Here is a 16,533-nt window from a genome sequence, read left to right as displayed (position 1 = left end):
AATTAATTCACTCCACTTAAATAGTCACTATAAGTAAAGTGCAAAGTTAGTTGTTCTGTATTTTATATGAGATCTAGACATCATTTATATTTTACATAAAAAACCCCAAGCCAAAGACTCAGGGTTTATATGGTTTATAAAGTATAACGTGTTACGTTAATGACCATCAGGGTGCATAAAACGTTGCTTACCTAAAAGCTCTTCTTCTGTTTCTACATGATCTTCATCTGGCACACAACAGTCAACCGGACAAACTGCAGCACATTGTGGCTCCTCATGGAAGCCCATACATTCTGTACATTTGTCTGGTGAAATGTAATACACTTCATCGCTTATTGGCTCTTGTGTTTCTTCTGCGTCTACTTCTTTTCCGTTTGGTAAAACAACTTTACCTTCTAAACTTGTGCCATCAGCATAACGCCAATCATCAGCACCTTCATAAATAGCAGTATTTGGACATTCTGGCTCACACGCTCCACAATTAATACATTCGTCTGTGATTATAATTGCCATAGTAATTTCTATTTTTATTAATCATTTATAATGAGCAGCTTCTAATTCTTATAATTTTAATTTATTATCAAAATCAAACCTTTTCTCGCTCATTTGCTTTGCTTAAATTTGCAATTGCAAAAATAAAGCCAAAACATCGCATAACCAAACCCATTATGGAATTAGAACAAAGAATTAATGCATTTGTAAAATTAGGTGCCTTTTTAAATCAATTTCAAAATAATGACGTCGTAAAAAATGACTCTATAGAAGCAAATGATTTGTTTTTTGATGGCTTTAAGCACCAACTCAAACTTGCACAAGAACATAACGGTTGGTTTACAAAAAAGAACATCACATTTACGCTTTCAAATTGGTCTAATGCATTGATAAACAAAAACATTAACCAATGGATAAGCAAGTACAACTTTAACACTGTAAAACCACAAACAGTTGCTATTATTATGGCAGGAAATATTCCTCTCGTTGGTTTTCACGATTTTTTAAGCGTGCTTATTTCTGGTCATAATGTATTAGTAAAACAGTCGTCTAACGATAAGCATATTTTACCCTTTTTAGCTAAATACTTAGAGGTTATAGAACCTGAGTTTAAAGGCAAAATCAAATTCACAGAAGAAAAGCTAAACAACTTCGATGCTGTTATTGCAACAGGAAGTGATAATACAGCGCGCTATTTCGAATATTATTTTAAAGACAAACCCTCAATAATCCGTAAAAACAGAAATTCAGTAGCCGTATTAACAGGCGAAGAATCTGATGCGGAATTAGCAGCGCTTTCTGATGATATTTTTAGATACTACGGTTTAGGTTGTAGAAATGTCTCTAAATTCTTTATACCTAAGGATTACAACTTTGATGCTTTCTTTAATGCGGTCTACAAATGGCACCCTATTATAAATGAATCTAAGTATGCTAATAATTACGATTACAATAAAGCGGTTTATTTAATGAGTGAGTTTGATATGCTAGAAAATGGCTTTCTTATGATTAAGGAAGACGATAGTTACGCTTCACCCATCGCCACCTTATTCTATGAAAAATATAATGATCTTGCAGAATTACAACAAAAATTAGAAACCGACTCAGACAAAATACAATGTATTGTTTCTAATGGTTTTACAGCTAACGAAATTGCTTTTGGAGACACCCAAAACCCGCAACTTTGGGACTATGCTGATAATGTAGACACTATAGATTTCTTATTACATTTATCTTAATTTTATACTTTCAAATAGAAAAAGATTTCCCTCGTAATATTATAAATTTAAACCTATTTAAGCATAACCATATGCTATTGAAAAACGGCCTAAAAAGCTAAAGAGATATTGCGAAATGAAGATTTTTTAAGCAGATGAAAATTTAAAGATAATTTCATTAAAACATGGGCTAAAAATTATCATTTTCGTAACATCTTTTAGGCAATAAATTAGCACCTTTGTATCTGTTTAAATATTAATCTAATATAGGTTTTCGAATTATCGAAAATTAAAATAAATTTTTCATGAAAAAACACAATTTCAGTGCAGGACCATGCGTATTACCAAAATCCGTAATGGAACAAGCAGCAGCAGCAGTTTTAAACTTTGACGACGGACTTTCTCTTTTAGAGATTTCTCACAGAAGTAAACCCTTTGTAGATGTCATGGAAAATGCACGTTCCTTAGCTTTAGAACTTTTAGGTCTTGAAGGTAAAGGCTATAAAGCATTATTTCTTCAAGGTGGAGCCAGCACGCAGTTTTTAATGGTAGCTTTAAACTTATTAGAAAAAAGAGCAGGCTATTTAAACTCTGGAACTTGGGCTGATAAATCAATCAAAGAAGCTAAAATTTACGACGACATATACGAATTAGGATCTTCTAAAGATGCTAACTACAACTACATACCAAAAGGATACGAAATCCCTGAAGATTACGACTATTTTCACTGTACATCTAACAATACCATTTTTGGTACACAGATGAAGAGTTTTCCAAACTCACCAATTCCAATGGTTTGTGATATGAGTAGTGATATTTTTTCACGTCAGTTAGATTTTTCAAAATTTGATTTAATCTATGCTGGAGCACAAAAAAATATGGGACCTGCCGGAACGACTTTAGTGGTTGTTAAAGAAGATATTTTAGGAAAAGTATCTCGTAAGATTCCTTCTATGATGGATTACAAAGTACATATTGGCAAAGGAAGTATGTTTAATACACCTCCAGTTTTTGCTGTTTATGTGTCTATGTTAAACTTACAATGGTTGAAGAACTTAGGTGGTATTAAAGCCATTGAAGAAGAAAATGAAAAGAAGGCAAGCTTAATCTATTCTGAAATTGATTTAAACCCGTTGTTTAAAGGTTACGCCGTTAAAGAAGATCGTTCTCATATGAATGCTACTTTCACTTTAGAAAACGAAAACCTTAAGGAAACTTTTGAATCTATGGCCAAAGAAGCTGGTATTAATGGTATAAATGGACATAGAAGTGTTGGTGGCTACAGAGCATCTATGTATAACGCGTTGTCTTTAGACAGTGTTAAAGCACTGGTTGAAGTTATGAGCGAATTAGAAAGCAAAGCTTAAATAAGAGTTCTTAATCGCAATTTGAAGTTGCCTACTCTTTTTAGAAATAAAAATAATAAAATAGTTGAAGTTCAATAGTTACCACCTTTGAATTTTAAACGTTAAATCTAGAATAAAATAATGAAAGTATTAGCAAACGACGGAGTTTCTCAAAGTGGAATTAATGCATTAGAAGCTGCTGGTTACGAAGTTATCACAACAACAGTAGCACAAGAACAATTACAAAACTACATTAACGACAATGACATTGCTGTTTTATTAGTTAGAAGTGCAACAACGGTAAGAAAAGATTTAATAGACAACTGCCCTAGCCTAAAGATTATTGGTCGTGGTGGAGTTGGTATGGATAATATCGATGTGGATTATGCTCGTAGCAAAGGACTAAGTGTAATTAACACTCCAGCCGCATCGTCTCATTCTGTTGCAGAATTAGTATTTGGTCACTTTTTTGGTTTAGCACGTTATTTACATAACTCTAATCGCGATATGCCATTAGAAGGAGATTCTAAATTTAAAAACTTAAAGAAGGCTTACGCTAAAGGAACAGAACTGAAAGGTAAAACCTTAGGTGTTTTAGGTTTTGGACGTATTGGTCAGGCTACAGCTAAAGTGGCAATTGGTGCAGGAATGAAAGTTGTTGCTTTCGATCCTTATTTAGAAAAAGCAGATTTACAACTTGATTTCTTTGATGGTCAAAAAGTGAATTTTGAAATTAAAACAATTTCAAAAGAAGAAGTTTTAAAACAAGCCGACTTTTTAACATTGCATGTACCAGCACAAAAAGATTACGTAATAGACGAAGCTGAATTCAAGCAAATGAAAGATGGTGTTATTATCGCTAATGCCGCACGTGGTGGAGTTGTTAACGAAATAGCCCTTGTTAAAGCTATTGAAAGTGGAAAAGTAGCAAGAGCAGCTTTAGATGTTTTTGAAAAAGAGCCACAACCAGAAATTCAATTATTAATGAATCCTGCGTTATCATTAACACCTCATACAGGTGCAGCAACAAATGAAGCACAAGATAGAATTGGTGTAGAACTGGCTGAACAAATCATTACAATATTAGGTTAACAAATAAATTGTGACCTAATGGAATAAACTGAGTCCTACATTTGTGGGACTTTTTTTTGTACCTTGAAACATTCAAAAATTTTTAACTTAAAATAAACATAAAAATGGCAGGAATATTAGATTTATTAAACAGTGATTTAGGAAAAAATATCATAAGTGGTGTTTCTGGTTCTACAGGAACAGATCAAAATAAAACAAGTAGCGTTTTAACTATGGCATTACCTGTGCTTATGAAAGCAATGGAGCGTAACGCTTCTACACCAGAAGGTGCTGCAGGTCTTATGGGAGCTTTAAATAGCAAACATGACGGAAGTATCCTAGATAACCTTGGCGGTTTATTTGGAGGTGGTGTTGATGATAACGTAAAAAATGATGGATCTAAAATTCTTAGTCATGTTTTAGGTAGTAAACAACAAGGAGTAGAACAAGTTATTGGTCAGAAAGCTGGTGTAGATGCTGGTTCTGTTAGTAACATTCTTAAAGTAGCGGCTCCAATTTTAATGGGAGTTTTAGGAAAACAAGCCAATCAAAACAATGTAAGTTCACAATCAGACATTAGTGGACTGTTAGGTGGATTACTCGGTGGTAATGATACGGCTAACGAACAAAGCTTCTTAGAAAAAATATTAGATGCAGATGGTGACGGAAGCGTTATTGACGATGTCGCTGGTATGGTTTTAGGAGGAAATAAGAGTAAAGAAGGTCTTGGTGGACTTTTAGGAGGATTATTCGGAAAATAAAATTCTATCCTTTTTTAGATATTAAAGCAGTTTTAACGAGCTGCTTTTTTTGTTGCTAAACGTGTAGACTTTTAAAAACGATTGTTTCACGCATTAAAACCTATAGTTTACGTAGTTATAATTGTATGTCTATTAAAAATCGCATTGATTTGTAGTGTTAAAATGACCTAAAATCTTAAAAGTTCATTCAATTTTTTAATACCTTTAATACATATGAAAAAGATTATCCCATTTATTATTATCCTTATTGTTATTGCAAGTTGTAAGTCGTATAATAGCACCCCAACCATTAATAATGCTAACGAACACAGCTTAGTACAAAGTGATACTGTTTCTATTAGTAGCGATGAAAATGATTACGAAATCATAATCATAGAACCAGGATTTAACGCGTGGTTATTATCTACAGCCAGACCAGAAGGTTACCATACTCAAGAGTGGTTAGAATCTAGAAATGCTATTTTAGTGCAAGGATGGAATCAAAGAAATTTACAACCTTACACCTACGACCCTAATCTATATGAAGTTAGAATAGACTACGATACACGTACAGATTACGGTTACGAGGTTAACTATAAACTATACAATTACTTTCTCTATTTTCAGTTAAAGTACAAACAACGCTTATCTTCGTTTACACCCAGAATTTAGTATAAAAAGACATCTTAATTTACTAATTTTGCAGCACTGAAAATGTGCTATGGAAAAATTTAAAAAACATTGGGAAATTCAACATAATTGGCAGTTGTTATTTCCCTTTTTTGGTTTACTTATTTTAGGCTATTCGGCTATTAAAATCTCAAATGCTCTACTTAATGAGTATGGCTTAGCTCCAATACTAAGTGTCTCAATTGTTATTTTCTTTTTACTATTAAAATTGACCTTATTCCTATTCAAAAAGCTAGAAACCAAGTGGGTTTTAGATTATAAGTGGGAAATGATTCGTGTCTTTATGGTATTTGCGTTTACTGGGACATCATCCTTGTTTGTTGGCAGACCAATTATGGTACTTATGGGAATTACTAAAGAAAACTTAAACCCTATTCTTTATTGGTTTTTATTCATTATCATTGGGCTCGTTTTCTACCAAATCCTTTTAGTAACGTTTGGATGGCTTTTTGGGCAATTCAAGTTTTTTTGGGAATTTGAAAAGAAAATGCTGAGAAGATTAGGATTAAAACGTTTTTTCGATTGAATATTAACACCCTTACAACTGTATTATTTAAGACTTTTACTTTGCTATTAGTCTTAGCTGTACTGTTTCCTTCGGCTGTAAAATTAAATCATGCGTTTTCACACCACACGCATAACGTTTGTGACGATGATGGCTCTTTAACCACACATTTTCACGAAGCTGATATCGATTGTGATTTCTATAAATTTAAGCTTACTACACAATTTTACTTCAAAAATAAGTTAGATACACTAGTCTCAGAAGAAGAGAATTTCAAAATAACAAATTCTCAATATGAATTTGTTAGTGATTTTCAAAAACTTCAAACAGTACTTAGAGGGCCTCCTCAACTGATTTAATGCCCAGAAATTAAAATTTCATTTATTACTTATTATTAAATCATTTATTTATGAAGCGATTATTAGTTATCGTATTCAGCATTGTGTTTATAAACACCTATGCTCAAAACACTATTAAAGGTACAGTCTTAGACAACACCACTCAAGCAGCAATTCCGTTTGCAACTATATATTTACCAGAACTAGAAACAGGTACAACAACAAACGACAAAGGTGAATTTAGCCTAGATTTAAAGAAAGGCGTATTTAAAGTTGTTGTTTCATACATTGGATTTCAATCCCAATCGATTACGGTAACGGTTCCTTCAGAAGAGACGTTAACTATTCTATTATCTGAATCTGCTATGGAAATGGAAGAGGTTATTATCTCTACACCTTTTCATAAACTTCAGAGTGAAAACGTCATGAAGGTTGAACAAAAAAAGTTAAAAGAACTAAAAGCTTCCGGAGCTGTAACACTTGCAGAAGGCATAACCTCAATAGCTGGTGTAGAAAGCATAAGTACTGGTAACAGCATTGGTAAACCTGTAATTAGAGGACTGAGTTCTAACCGTGTTTTAGTGTATACACAAGGGGTACGTTTAGAAAACCAGCAATATGGAGACGAACATGGACTTGGTATCAATGACGCTGGTATTGAGAGCGTCGAAGTTATAAAAGGACCTGCTTCCCTACTCTATGGTAGCGATGCTTTAGGTGGTGTTTTGTATTTAAACCCTGAACGATTTGCTCAAGAAAATGAGTCGTCTGCAGATGCTTCTGTAAATTATTTTACTAACACTAAAGGCTATTCTACAAACGCAGGTTATAAATCGTCTAGTAATGGATTCAAATTTTTATTTAGAGGAAGTTTAACAGAACATTCCGATTACGACACTAAAAACTATCGTGTAACCAATACACGTTATAGAGAACAAGATTTTAAAGCTGGCTTAGGCTATCAAAATTCACATTTTAAAACAGAATTTCGATATAATTTAAATAACTCTAAATTAGGTTTACCTGAAGAAATTGGAGTTCAATCAACGGCAAAAACACCATTATTACCATATCAAAATATCGACAATCATATTTTTAGCTCAAAGTCGACCTTGTTTTTTGAAGACTCTAGTTTAGATGTCACTTTGGGTTACATCTATAATAATAGAAAAGAATTTGAAGAGCATCATGATCACGACGACCATGATGACCATGACCACGACCACGATCATGACCACGACCATGATGATCACGATGAGCATGATGAGCATGATGAACACGACGAGCATGAGATTTTAGAAGCAGCTTTAAATATGAAGTTAAAAACCTTTAGCTACGACGTAAAGTACAACCTTCCTACGCTTGGCAAATTTGAAACTATTATTGGTGTACAAGGTATGAATCAAGTGAATACCAATTATGGAGAAGAGGTTTTAATTCCAAACGCAACAACAAACGATTTTGGTGTTTTAGCCACGTCACACATTCATTTTGAAACGCTAGATGTTCAATTAGGAGCGCGTTACGATTATAGATCTATTGCAATTGAAAATAATAGCGACAATACTTTCAATTCCTTTAATGGAGCTTTAGGTGTTAAAACAGATATTTTTAACAAGGTTACCGCAAGACTAAATTTAGCAACAGGGTTTAGAGCACCAAACCTGTCAGAGTTGGCTTCTGATGGTTCACACCATGGTACAAATCGCTACGAAATTGGAAATATGAATCTTAGCAACGAGCAAAACTTTCAAGTTGATTTGGCTTTAGAATATAAAAATAAGCACATAGAATTATTTGCTAATGGCTTTTATAATATAGTGAATGACTATATTTTCTTAAATCCAAACGGTGAATTAATTAATGATGACCCTGTGTTTTTATACGAGCAAGAAAATGCAACCTTATACGGAGGAGAATTCGGATTGCATTTTCATCCACACCCAATTCACTGGTTGCACTTAGAAAGTAGTTTTGAAACGGTTACCGGACAACAAGATAACGATGAATACTTGCCATTAATTCCTGCAAATTCATTAACCAATACGTTTCGTGTAGAATTTAACTCTGAAAGCATTAAAAACATTAATGCTTTTGTAAAGTTACGTTCGACATTTGCACAAAATAATGTGAATGCTTTTGAAACCACTTCAGATGCTTATAATTTATTAAGTGTTGGTGTTGGAGGTACATTCAAACTATTTAATAATGATACAAATGTTTCAATTTCTGCAACTAACTTATTAGATACAGAATATGTACATCATTTATCTCGATTAAAACCAGATGGTATTTTAAATATGGGACGTAATATTAATATTGGTGTAAACTACACATTGTAGTACTAATGTCATATAAAGCACAGTTGAAAACTCTATAAATTCATTTTCAACTGTGCTTAATATAACGCTTAATTTATCTGTTTAACGTTCAATTTCTTTCGTCGTTTTTTCATTTTTAATAACATAAGTGTACAACCACATTAATGTAAATGATGGAATGACATCAAAGCCAGGCAAGGCTTCTTCAACAAAAGTTATCACTCCTGCTACTTTACCTGCTTTTCCAGCATATAATTTGGTCATTAACCATGCTGAAATTGGCGCCCAAACAACGTCTGAAAATTCTCCGATTCCAGGTATTATAAAAGACACTAATCCTAAAGCGTCAAAGAGAAGACCTAATCCTAATTTTTTGTATTTGTTCATTTATCCTGAATTTATCTCAGGACCTCTAAAAATCGATTTCCCAAAATTTGTATTAATTACTGGCTAATCTAAAACAATAATTATTCCAAAGCACAAAAGACTGCCATTTTACAATTAAGACCTTTAAATCATAAAACTCACGTCGTTTTTAACGTTTAATTAAGAGGTTTGACCAATCTGAGAACTTAGTTTTGTAAAATTAAGATGTAACAACCGCTAAATACTTACATCTTTACACTAAACAAAACTACCATAAACTAACTATGAACGCACGTTCTCTATGTGTCTTTATTGCTACACTTTTGTGTTTGGTCAATGTCACCTTAGCTCAAAATAAAAAAACATTAAATATTCATCGTGCTACTTTAGCACCTAAAATAGATGGCATTTTAGATGATACTATTTGGCAAAATGCAGAGACAGCTACTGGTTTTGTATCCCAAAGACCTGAAATTGGTCAACAAGCTCCACATGATGAGCGTACCGAAGTAAAAATGACTTTTGACGATAACGCAATCTATGTTGCGGCATACCTCTATGACGATCCAACCAAAATAATGAAACAGCTCACTAGTAGAGATAATTTTGGACAAACCGATTACTTTATTTTAGTGCTCAACCCAAATAACGACGCGCAAAACGACACGGCTTTTTACGTGTTTAGTTCAGGTCAGCAAGCAGATGCACTTCAAAACCCTACTTTAGGAGAAGATTTTGGCTGGAATGCTGTTTGGGATAGTGCTGTTAAAATTATGGATGACGGTTGGATTGTAGAAATGAAAATCCCTTACCGAACCTTGCGTTTTTCAGATCAAGACGAGCCGACTTGGGGAGTTCAGTTTCATAGAGAATTTAGACGATCTAGAGCACGATTTACCTGGAATCCTGTTGATCCAACTCAAGGTTATTCCGGATTATACCATGCTGAAGTAAAAGGTCTAAAAGATGTAAAACCACCTGTTAGATTAAACCTCTACCCTTTTACCACAGGAATAATAAATAGTTTTGACGGCGACACAGACACTGATTTAAAATTCGGTATGGATGTTAAATACGGACTTACAGATAATTTTACTTTAGATGCCACTTTGGTTCCCGATTTTAGTCAGGCCGGATTTGATAATGTAGAATTAAACCTTGGTCCTTTTGAACAAACCTTCTCGGAGCAACGTCAATTTTTTACTGAAGGAGTCGATTTATTTTCTAAAGGAGATTTATTCTTCTCTAGACGTATTGGAAACAGACCAAGTGGTAGACTCAACCTTAATGAGAACGAAGAAGCCAATGTTCCCAATGAAGTTAAAGTTTTAAATGCAGTAAAAGTCTCTGGTAGAACCAAAAATGGTTTAGGTATTGGCTTTTTTAATGCTATTACAGAAAAGACGACGGCGAATATAAAAAACACGCTTACTGACGAAAAACGAAGTGCAGTTGTAGAGCCTTTCACTAACTACAATATTTTGGTTGTAGATCAGCAATTCAATGGCAACTCGTCTGTAAGTTTAATAAACACCAATGTACTTAGAGAAGGGCATTTTAGAGATGCCAATGCGACAGCTTTGGTGGCTAACTTAATTAATAAACGTAACACGTTTAGTATCGCTACTGATTTACGAATGAGTAATGTTAATTACCAAAACACCTCTAATGAAAGGGGTTTCAGCAGCTATTTGAGACTTGCTAAAATTCATGGCAATTTGCGTTATAGTTTTGATCATAGTTACGCAGACACCAAATTTGACATTAACGACTTAGGACTACTTTACAGAAATAATTACAATAATTTTGGTACAGATATTTCATACCAAACTTTTGAACCAAGTGGAAATCTAAACAACTACACTATTAGCACCTATTTTAACTATAACAGACTCGTAGAGCCTAATGTGTATTCGCAATTTAACTTAGGAGTTTCTTATAGAGCGACAACCAAAGGTTTAGATGGATTTGGTTTTAATTTTGACATAGAACCAGGCAAACAAAAGGATTATTTTGAATCTCGTGATGGTAGACCATTTATCTACGAAAATTTTGTTACTACAGGAGGTTATCTTTCTTCCAATTACAACCGAACTTTTGCATTAGACCTTAGAGCTAATGTTGGAGCACTATTTGAAACGGGAAGAGATAAATTCACCTATGATATTGAAGTTGAACCTCGCGTAAGAATCAACGATAAACTATTATTGATTTATCAATTTTACTACGACTTTACTAACGGAGGACGAGGTTTTGCAACACGAGAAGATGAACAATCTATTTTTGGAGAACGCAACAGACAGATTGTAACAAACAGCATATCTTCAAACTACGCCTTTAATCCTTATAATTCTCTATCACTTAGTTTTAGACATTATTGGGATACGGTTAGCTATGATAACGACTTATTTACGTTGTTAGATTCTGGTCGCTTAACTACAGATGCTGGGTATACTGTAGATAGTGTTAGTAACGATCCTAATATTAACTTTAGCACCTGGAATATAGATTTGAGTTACTCATGGCAATTTGCACCAGGCAGTTTTTTAACCGCTTTGTATAGAAATCAATTATTTAATTCAGATGCTATTGCTGAGTATAATTATTCGCAAAGCATTGATAAGTTGTTCGATCAACCTATGCAACATACGTTTTCTGTACGTCTTCAATATTTTTTAGACTTTAATGGAATAAAATCTGTTTTCAATTCTAATAAATCTGATGCTTAGTTTTGTAGAATTAGGCATTAAGTATTAATTTCACATCGTATGAGTAAAACAGTGATTTCCGCAAAACAGATTAAGAAAGCTTATAAAGATCTTCAGGTCTTAAAAGGTGTCGACTTAACCATTTTAGAAGGTGAAGTAATTTCTATTGTTGGTGCTTCTGGTGCCGGTAAAACCACACTACTTCAAATTTTGGGTACTTTAGATAAACCCGATTATACATCAAACACTGAACTAGTTATAAACGACCAATCGATTAAAACCTTAAATGATAAAGCATTAGCAAAATTTAGAAATAAGAACATTGGTTTTATTTTTCAATTCCATCAGTTATTACCTGAATTTACAGCTTTAGAAAACGTCTGTATTCCGGCATTTATTCATAATACTCCAAAAGCTGATGCCGAAAAACGTGCCAAAGAATTACTAGAGTATTTAGGTTTAAGTGAACGCATCCATCACAAACCAAATAGCATGTCTGGTGGTGAACAACAACGTGTTGCTGTGGCAAGAGCTTTAATAAACAATCCGAATATTATTTTTGCTGATGAACCTTCTGGAAATTTAGATAGTGAGTCTGCAGATCAATTACACAACTTATTCTTTAAATTAAGAGATGAGTTTAATCAGACCTTTGTAATTGTAACCCATAACCAAGAATTAGCTGCTATGGCAGACCGCAAGTTAACTATGGTCGACGGGAAGATTGTAGGTTAAATACCTTAATTCTTTTTCAACATTTTTAAAGTAAAGCCTCCCAACAACAAAATAACGACTCCAATTATTCCCCAAAGCCAATAACTATTTTCAAATAAGGGTTTCACTTTTGGTTGTATTGTATGCAGAATAACATCCTCCTCTCCTATCTTCAGAGCCTTTAATTGTTTAGGAACATTTGTTTTAAACTTAGTAATATCATAAATCGGTTGACTTGCAGAAGCGTTTCCATAAACCAACATATAATCTGCAGGCTCTGTAAAACGAGCAACTAACTGATGTTCATAACCTTTAACAGAAACATTTTCTATAGATAATGGCTGATTATCATTATTGTAAATTGTTAATTTTAAGTGTTTTGCAATAGTGTTTTCAAAATTAAAATGGTTTGCCTCAAGCGAATTTAGTGTGCCATTGCCAATGGTCTTATAGTAATAGTTCCAACCTTTTTCTGTTTTAACGCTATCATTTTTGTATTCGATTTTTAACGGTCTATAATAGTCAAACGTATCACTCACATCTATTTGAATTTGACTTAATGAAACAGGTTCTTCTAACTCTAATTTAATCTCAGTGGTTTTAGTCTGTTTAAGTGCTCTGCTTTCACTAGACTTAATCTTGTGTTCAACAAAACGTCCACCAGAAACTTCATGTTTAGATAGTTGCGCAGATACTAATTGTGGCTGCTTATTGTGTTTTACAATAAGTCTAAAAAAACCATATTTAGCATCAGGAAAAACGAGTTTTGTAAACTTATAATCCGTTGTTTGGTTTTTAATGGATAGAATACGGTAATCTTCAAGTATTGTAAACCATTCTTGTTGATTCTGACTGCCTTGTAATTCCACTTTCCAATCAAAATTTTGCTCTTTAAAATTTAAGTTAATTTGATTGATTATCGTTTCAGAATTTAACTGAAACGAAAAGTAATAACCAGCATTCCCTTTTGTTTTATTAATAATATCGAATGGAATAGACTTATGAACAACTTTGTCTGAAAGGATTCGTAAAATATAAGGTGCTTCAATAGTATCGTTTTGAGCCGTAAACCCATAAACCCTAAGGTCTGATAAATCTGGGTTCACCTTTCCAAATACAGCATTTGGTAAGGTGATTTTATGCCACTCATCATTCACATTTTGTAACGCTCTTTTATAGTTATACGTTTCCATTTGTGCAGCACAAAACGTCATAGAACCAATTAGAAAACTTAGAAATAGCTTAGTTGTTAGAGTCATCCGTAATCTGGTTTTTGTATTTATTATATAAAAATGAAATGATTAAAAGTAGCACACCAAGCGACACAAACACAATGGTTTTAGAAATGGTATTCAAATGCACAATGTCGTAAAAGAATAATTTTATTAAAGTAATTCCGAAGAAAATCATGCCACCGATTCTTAAATATACTTTGTCTTTCCAAATGCCAAAAGCAATTAACAGGAAGGAATACACTCCCCAAAGTATGCTTAACCCTAATTTATAAGATTGCGTAGATTCAGCCATATCCATCCAATGAATTAGCTCGCTACTCAACACCCAAATAATAGTCACATGCAATAGAATATCGTACCCAATTTTAAAGCCTTTTGAAATGCCTTCGCGCTTAATAAACTTATAACACGTGTACAATGCGAAAGCTAAAAAGAGAAACGACACATACCGAATCCATAAGTAAAAGCTATTTTCTTGAAAGTATTCTGAAGGATTCAAGTAGCTTTCTCTTAACTCGCTAATGGCAAGTAAACCTTGCGATAAAAAGATAAAAATACTGGCGACTGTTAGTCCTAACGTAATTTTCTCTAAAAGTTTGTTTTTAATCAGCTTAAAATTAACCATAGCTAATAGCGCCATAAATAGCAATGAATAATTGAGCACCCAAATGGTTTTAAAATCTCTTAAATCATAATTAAAGATACTCCTCTTATAAACGTCTTCAGAAGGCGTTGATATGCTTGAAGTATGATATAATTGATCCCAATAAAATTCAATTTCTAATCGGAATGCATAGTAGGCACTGAATACAAATAGTGCTGGAATACCATAAGTCAACAATCGAGACCATATTGAGGTTGGTTTTAATGTTGATGTATAGTTTTCTTTTCTAGACAACCAAACAATAAACCCAAACGCAATTACAAACAGCAAGGACGTTAAAAAGTGAATATTAAAAATCGTAGTTATTTGTTCGTCTTCATTTATACCATAATAAGCACTATAGGCAAACGACCAATCTTGTAAAAGACTCAAAAATGCCAAAATCATCAATGGATACGACAATTTCTCATACACTTTAATCGCTTTTGTTCTCCCTAACCAGAATAATAATGCGGCCTCACTTACCCATAATAGTGTTACCCAATTACCATCTAACTGCACAGGAATGGTAATGGTAATAAATACCAAAACCATTGCCGAAGCGAGATAAAATAAGTTTTTGTCGCCTAATTTTAATTTGTAGAAAAGGACACTCACTATAAAGTGAATTACCGCATTGCCAAGTGTAAACAGACCTAATAATTGCGAACCGGTATCATGGTTTTCTAAAATAGCAAAGCCTAAGCCGTAAAACAGGAAGGAATTAAAAAGTAATAAAACGACATCACTTGTTTTTAGCATTTCCTTTCTCAGTACTTTATAAGCTAAAAATGTTATATAAAAAATGACAAAGAATAGACTTAAAAAGCTTAAAGCTATACCGATTTGTTCCTCTTCAAAATATTCAAAAATGAACCAAGTTGAATATATTAGCCATGTAAATATGAAGGCTGAATAGTAGAGCGATTTCCAATATTTTTTGAAAGAAATAACTAAAATTCCAATATTAATTATCGCCACATAACTAAAGAGTACTTCTACTTGTCCTGAATTATTACTTAATAAAAACGGAACAGCATAAGCACCAACCAAACCTATATGTGCAATAACTTGTCTATTGTAACTTATGGCTGCAACAACCGTAAATGTTGTAAAAATCACCATGAGCACAAATGTGGGAAGCTGCGGTATTAAATCATAAAAATTATAAGCAAAAAACGTAATAAAGTATAAAATTACGATAGAGCCACTGACTAAAACAGCACTGTAAGCTTCGTATTTCTTTTTTAGCTTAATACCAAAACCAAGTAACCCGATAGCTGTAAAATAGCCTAAAATGATTCGGGTTAGCGGACTAATTAAATCATTCTCTATTGAATATTTTGCACCAATGGCCACACCAATAATAGTGATAATAATACCAATTTTATTCAGAATGTTTTCACCTATAAATTTTTCAAGGCTCGATTTCCGTTTTGGCTTATTTTCCTCTACAGACGTTTCTTTAGGTGCAACAAACTCATCCTGATATTCGGTTTCTAAAACAGGCTCTAATGTTTCAACGACTGGCTCTTCTACGTTGTCATTAAACGCTTCTAATTTCTCGTTTTCTGTTTTAGGTAAAGGGTCTGGTTCTGTAGACGCTTTTATTGGAATTGTTTCATCCTCAGTTGATCCAGATTTTAAGCGATACAATTCCTCTTTAAGACTATTTATTTCTGAAGAAAACTCGGCTTGCTTCTTAAAAAGCAGCTCTAACTTCTCAATAAGTTTATCAATAAGCTCCTGATTTGTTGCCATATACGATTGATTTGGTTATCTTTTTTAATAAAAAGACTAAGCTAAAATACTTTTAAAAAATTGAACAGTCAACTTTGCGTACGGAAGTTCTACTTATTTACCATGTTTTATAGCGGCTATCGCTCTTTATTTTTAACGATAAGCTCTTGAAATTTGAACACATCTAGGCCAATATCAACATGCACCCTTCCTGCTTAAATAACACTAATAAATTTAGAATATCATCCACCGATAGTAGCAGTGAGTTCTGTTTTTTGTTTTGAAATCGGACATCATAAATCCATTAAATAGTCATTGATAAAATACTTATCAATTCAATTTAAAACTTATTAACTATTTGACTTAAAAGCTGTTTAAATAAAACCAAACATTATATCTAATTAAAC

14 protein-coding genes are annotated in these 16,533 nt (G+C 33.2%); 10 read left to right on the top strand and 4 right to left on the bottom strand.

Annotated elements, in window-relative coordinates; all coding sequences use genetic code 11:
• Positions 1–156: 156 nt before the first annotated feature.
• Complete coding sequence (locus K1X16_RS11485; RefSeq protein WP_195870868.1) at positions 157–513, bottom strand: 4Fe-4S dicluster domain-containing protein; 357 nt, start codon at positions 511–513, stop codon at positions 157–159.
• A gap of 155 nt (positions 514–668) precedes the next feature.
• Between K1X16_RS11485 and K1X16_RS11480 the strand changes: the two genes are divergently transcribed.
• From K1X16_RS11480 to K1X16_RS11445, 8 genes are all read left to right on the top strand, one after another.
• Positions 669–1,730: an acyl-CoA reductase gene (locus K1X16_RS11480; RefSeq protein WP_225036297.1), complete on the top strand. Its 1,062-nt coding sequence runs from the start codon at positions 669–671 to the stop codon at positions 1,728–1,730.
• A 284-nt stretch (positions 1,731–2,014) separates the two neighbouring features.
• On the top strand, positions 2,015–3,076 hold the full coding sequence (serC, locus tag K1X16_RS11475; protein WP_225036295.1) for a 3-phosphoserine/phosphohydroxythreonine transaminase: 1,062 nt from the start codon (positions 2,015–2,017) through the stop codon (positions 3,074–3,076).
• 120 nt (positions 3,077–3,196) lie between these two features.
• Positions 3,197–4,147: a D-2-hydroxyacid dehydrogenase gene (locus K1X16_RS11470; protein WP_195870871.1), complete on the top strand. Its 951-nt coding sequence runs from the start codon at positions 3,197–3,199 to the stop codon at positions 4,145–4,147.
• Between the two features lie 104 nt (positions 4,148–4,251).
• Positions 4,252–4,887 carry a DUF937 domain-containing protein gene (locus K1X16_RS11465; protein ID WP_225036293.1) on the top strand — a complete coding sequence of 212 codons (636 nt, stop codon included), beginning with the start codon at positions 4,252–4,254 and terminating at the stop codon, positions 4,885–4,887.
• Between the two features lie 213 nt (positions 4,888–5,100).
• Positions 5,101–5,538 carry a DUF6146 family protein gene (locus tag K1X16_RS11460; RefSeq protein ID WP_225036292.1) on the top strand — a complete coding sequence of 146 codons (438 nt, stop codon included), beginning with the start codon at positions 5,101–5,103 and terminating at the stop codon, positions 5,536–5,538.
• A gap of 49 nt (positions 5,539–5,587) precedes the next feature.
• On the top strand, positions 5,588–6,082 hold the full coding sequence (locus tag K1X16_RS11455) for a DUF6787 family protein (RefSeq protein ID WP_195870874.1): 495 nt from the start codon (positions 5,588–5,590) through the stop codon (positions 6,080–6,082).
• A complete protein-coding gene (locus K1X16_RS11450; RefSeq protein ID WP_225036290.1) occupies positions 6,079–6,420 on the top strand; it encodes a hypothetical protein in 342 nt (113 codons plus the stop codon). The genes K1X16_RS11455 and K1X16_RS11450 overlap by 4 nt, the downstream gene beginning before the upstream one ends.
• 50 nt (positions 6,421–6,470) lie before the next feature.
• The gene (locus tag K1X16_RS11445) at positions 6,471–8,741 is read left to right on the top strand and encodes a TonB-dependent receptor (protein WP_225036288.1); all 2,271 of its coding nucleotides are present in this window, start codon (positions 6,471–6,473) and stop codon (positions 8,739–8,741) included.
• 81 nt (positions 8,742–8,822) lie between these two features.
• Here K1X16_RS11445 and K1X16_RS11440 read toward each other — a convergent pair whose 3' ends face one another.
• The gene (locus tag K1X16_RS11440; protein ID WP_195870877.1) at positions 8,823–9,107 is read right to left on the bottom strand and encodes a hypothetical protein; all 285 of its coding nucleotides are present in this window, start codon (positions 9,105–9,107) and stop codon (positions 8,823–8,825) included.
• Positions 9,108–9,370: 263 nt separating this feature from the next.
• On the opposite strand from K1X16_RS11440, the gene K1X16_RS11435 reads away from it, so the two are divergent.
• On the top strand, positions 9,371–11,815 hold the full coding sequence (locus K1X16_RS11435) for a DUF5916 domain-containing protein (RefSeq protein ID WP_225036286.1): 2,445 nt from the start codon (positions 9,371–9,373) through the stop codon (positions 11,813–11,815).
• A gap of 51 nt (positions 11,816–11,866) precedes the next feature.
• Positions 11,867–12,529 (top strand): ABC transporter ATP-binding protein, encoded by a 663-nt coding sequence (locus K1X16_RS11430; RefSeq protein ID WP_195870974.1) that lies wholly within the window; start codon positions 11,867–11,869, stop codon positions 12,527–12,529.
• Between the two features lie 5 nt (positions 12,530–12,534).
• Here the strand turns inward: K1X16_RS11430 and K1X16_RS11425 are convergent, their stop codons facing one another.
• Positions 12,535–13,767: a DUF3999 family protein gene (locus tag K1X16_RS11425; RefSeq protein WP_225036284.1), complete on the bottom strand. Its 1,233-nt coding sequence runs from the start codon at positions 13,765–13,767 to the stop codon at positions 12,535–12,537.
• Positions 13,751–16,147, bottom strand: coding sequence for a DUF2339 domain-containing protein (locus K1X16_RS11420; protein ID WP_225036282.1), 2,397 nt, complete (start codon positions 16,145–16,147; stop codon positions 13,751–13,753). Before K1X16_RS11420 ends, K1X16_RS11425 begins: the two co-directional genes overlap by 17 nt.
• Between the last annotated feature and the right edge of the window lie 386 nt (positions 16,148–16,533).

It is taken from the genome of Winogradskyella sp. SM1960, assembly GCF_020179375.1.
Lineage (GTDB): Bacteria > Bacteroidota > Bacteroidia > Flavobacteriales > Flavobacteriaceae > Winogradskyella > Winogradskyella marina.
The sequence above is the reverse complement of the archived record's forward strand: the minus strand, read 5'-3'. Positions and strand labels throughout refer to the sequence as shown.

Bases quoted from the DNA above. Each gene is read 5' to 3' on its own strand.
- K1X16_RS11485 (WP_195870868.1), bottom strand. From the start codon at position 513: ATGGCAATTATAATCACAGACGAATGTATTAATTGTGGAGCGTGTGAG.
- K1X16_RS11480 (WP_225036297.1), top strand. From the start codon at position 669: ATGGAATTAGAACAAAGAATTAATGCATTTGTAAAATTAGGTGCCTTT.
- serC (WP_225036295.1), top strand. From the start codon at position 2,015: ATGAAAAAACACAATTTCAGTGCAGGACCATGCGTATTACCAAAATCC.
- K1X16_RS11470 (WP_195870871.1), top strand. From the start codon at position 3,197: ATGAAAGTATTAGCAAACGACGGAGTTTCTCAAAGTGGAATTAATGCA.
- K1X16_RS11465 (WP_225036293.1), top strand. From the start codon at position 4,252: ATGGCAGGAATATTAGATTTATTAAACAGTGATTTAGGAAAAAATATC.
- K1X16_RS11460 (WP_225036292.1), top strand. From the start codon at position 5,101: ATGAAAAAGATTATCCCATTTATTATTATCCTTATTGTTATTGCAAGT.
- K1X16_RS11455 (WP_195870874.1), top strand. From the start codon at position 5,588: ATGGAAAAATTTAAAAAACATTGGGAAATTCAACATAATTGGCAGTTG.
- K1X16_RS11445 (WP_225036288.1), top strand. From the start codon at position 6,471: ATGAAGCGATTATTAGTTATCGTATTCAGCATTGTGTTTATAAACACC.
- K1X16_RS11440 (WP_195870877.1), bottom strand. From the start codon at position 9,107: ATGAACAAATACAAAAAATTAGGATTAGGTCTTCTCTTTGACGCTTTA.
- K1X16_RS11435 (WP_225036286.1), top strand. From the start codon at position 9,371: ATGAACGCACGTTCTCTATGTGTCTTTATTGCTACACTTTTGTGTTTG.
- K1X16_RS11425 (WP_225036284.1), bottom strand. From the start codon at position 13,767: ATGACTCTAACAACTAAGCTATTTCTAAGTTTTCTAATTGGTTCTATG.
- K1X16_RS11420 (WP_225036282.1), bottom strand. From the start codon at position 16,147: ATGGCAACAAATCAGGAGCTTATTGATAAACTTATTGAGAAGTTAGAG.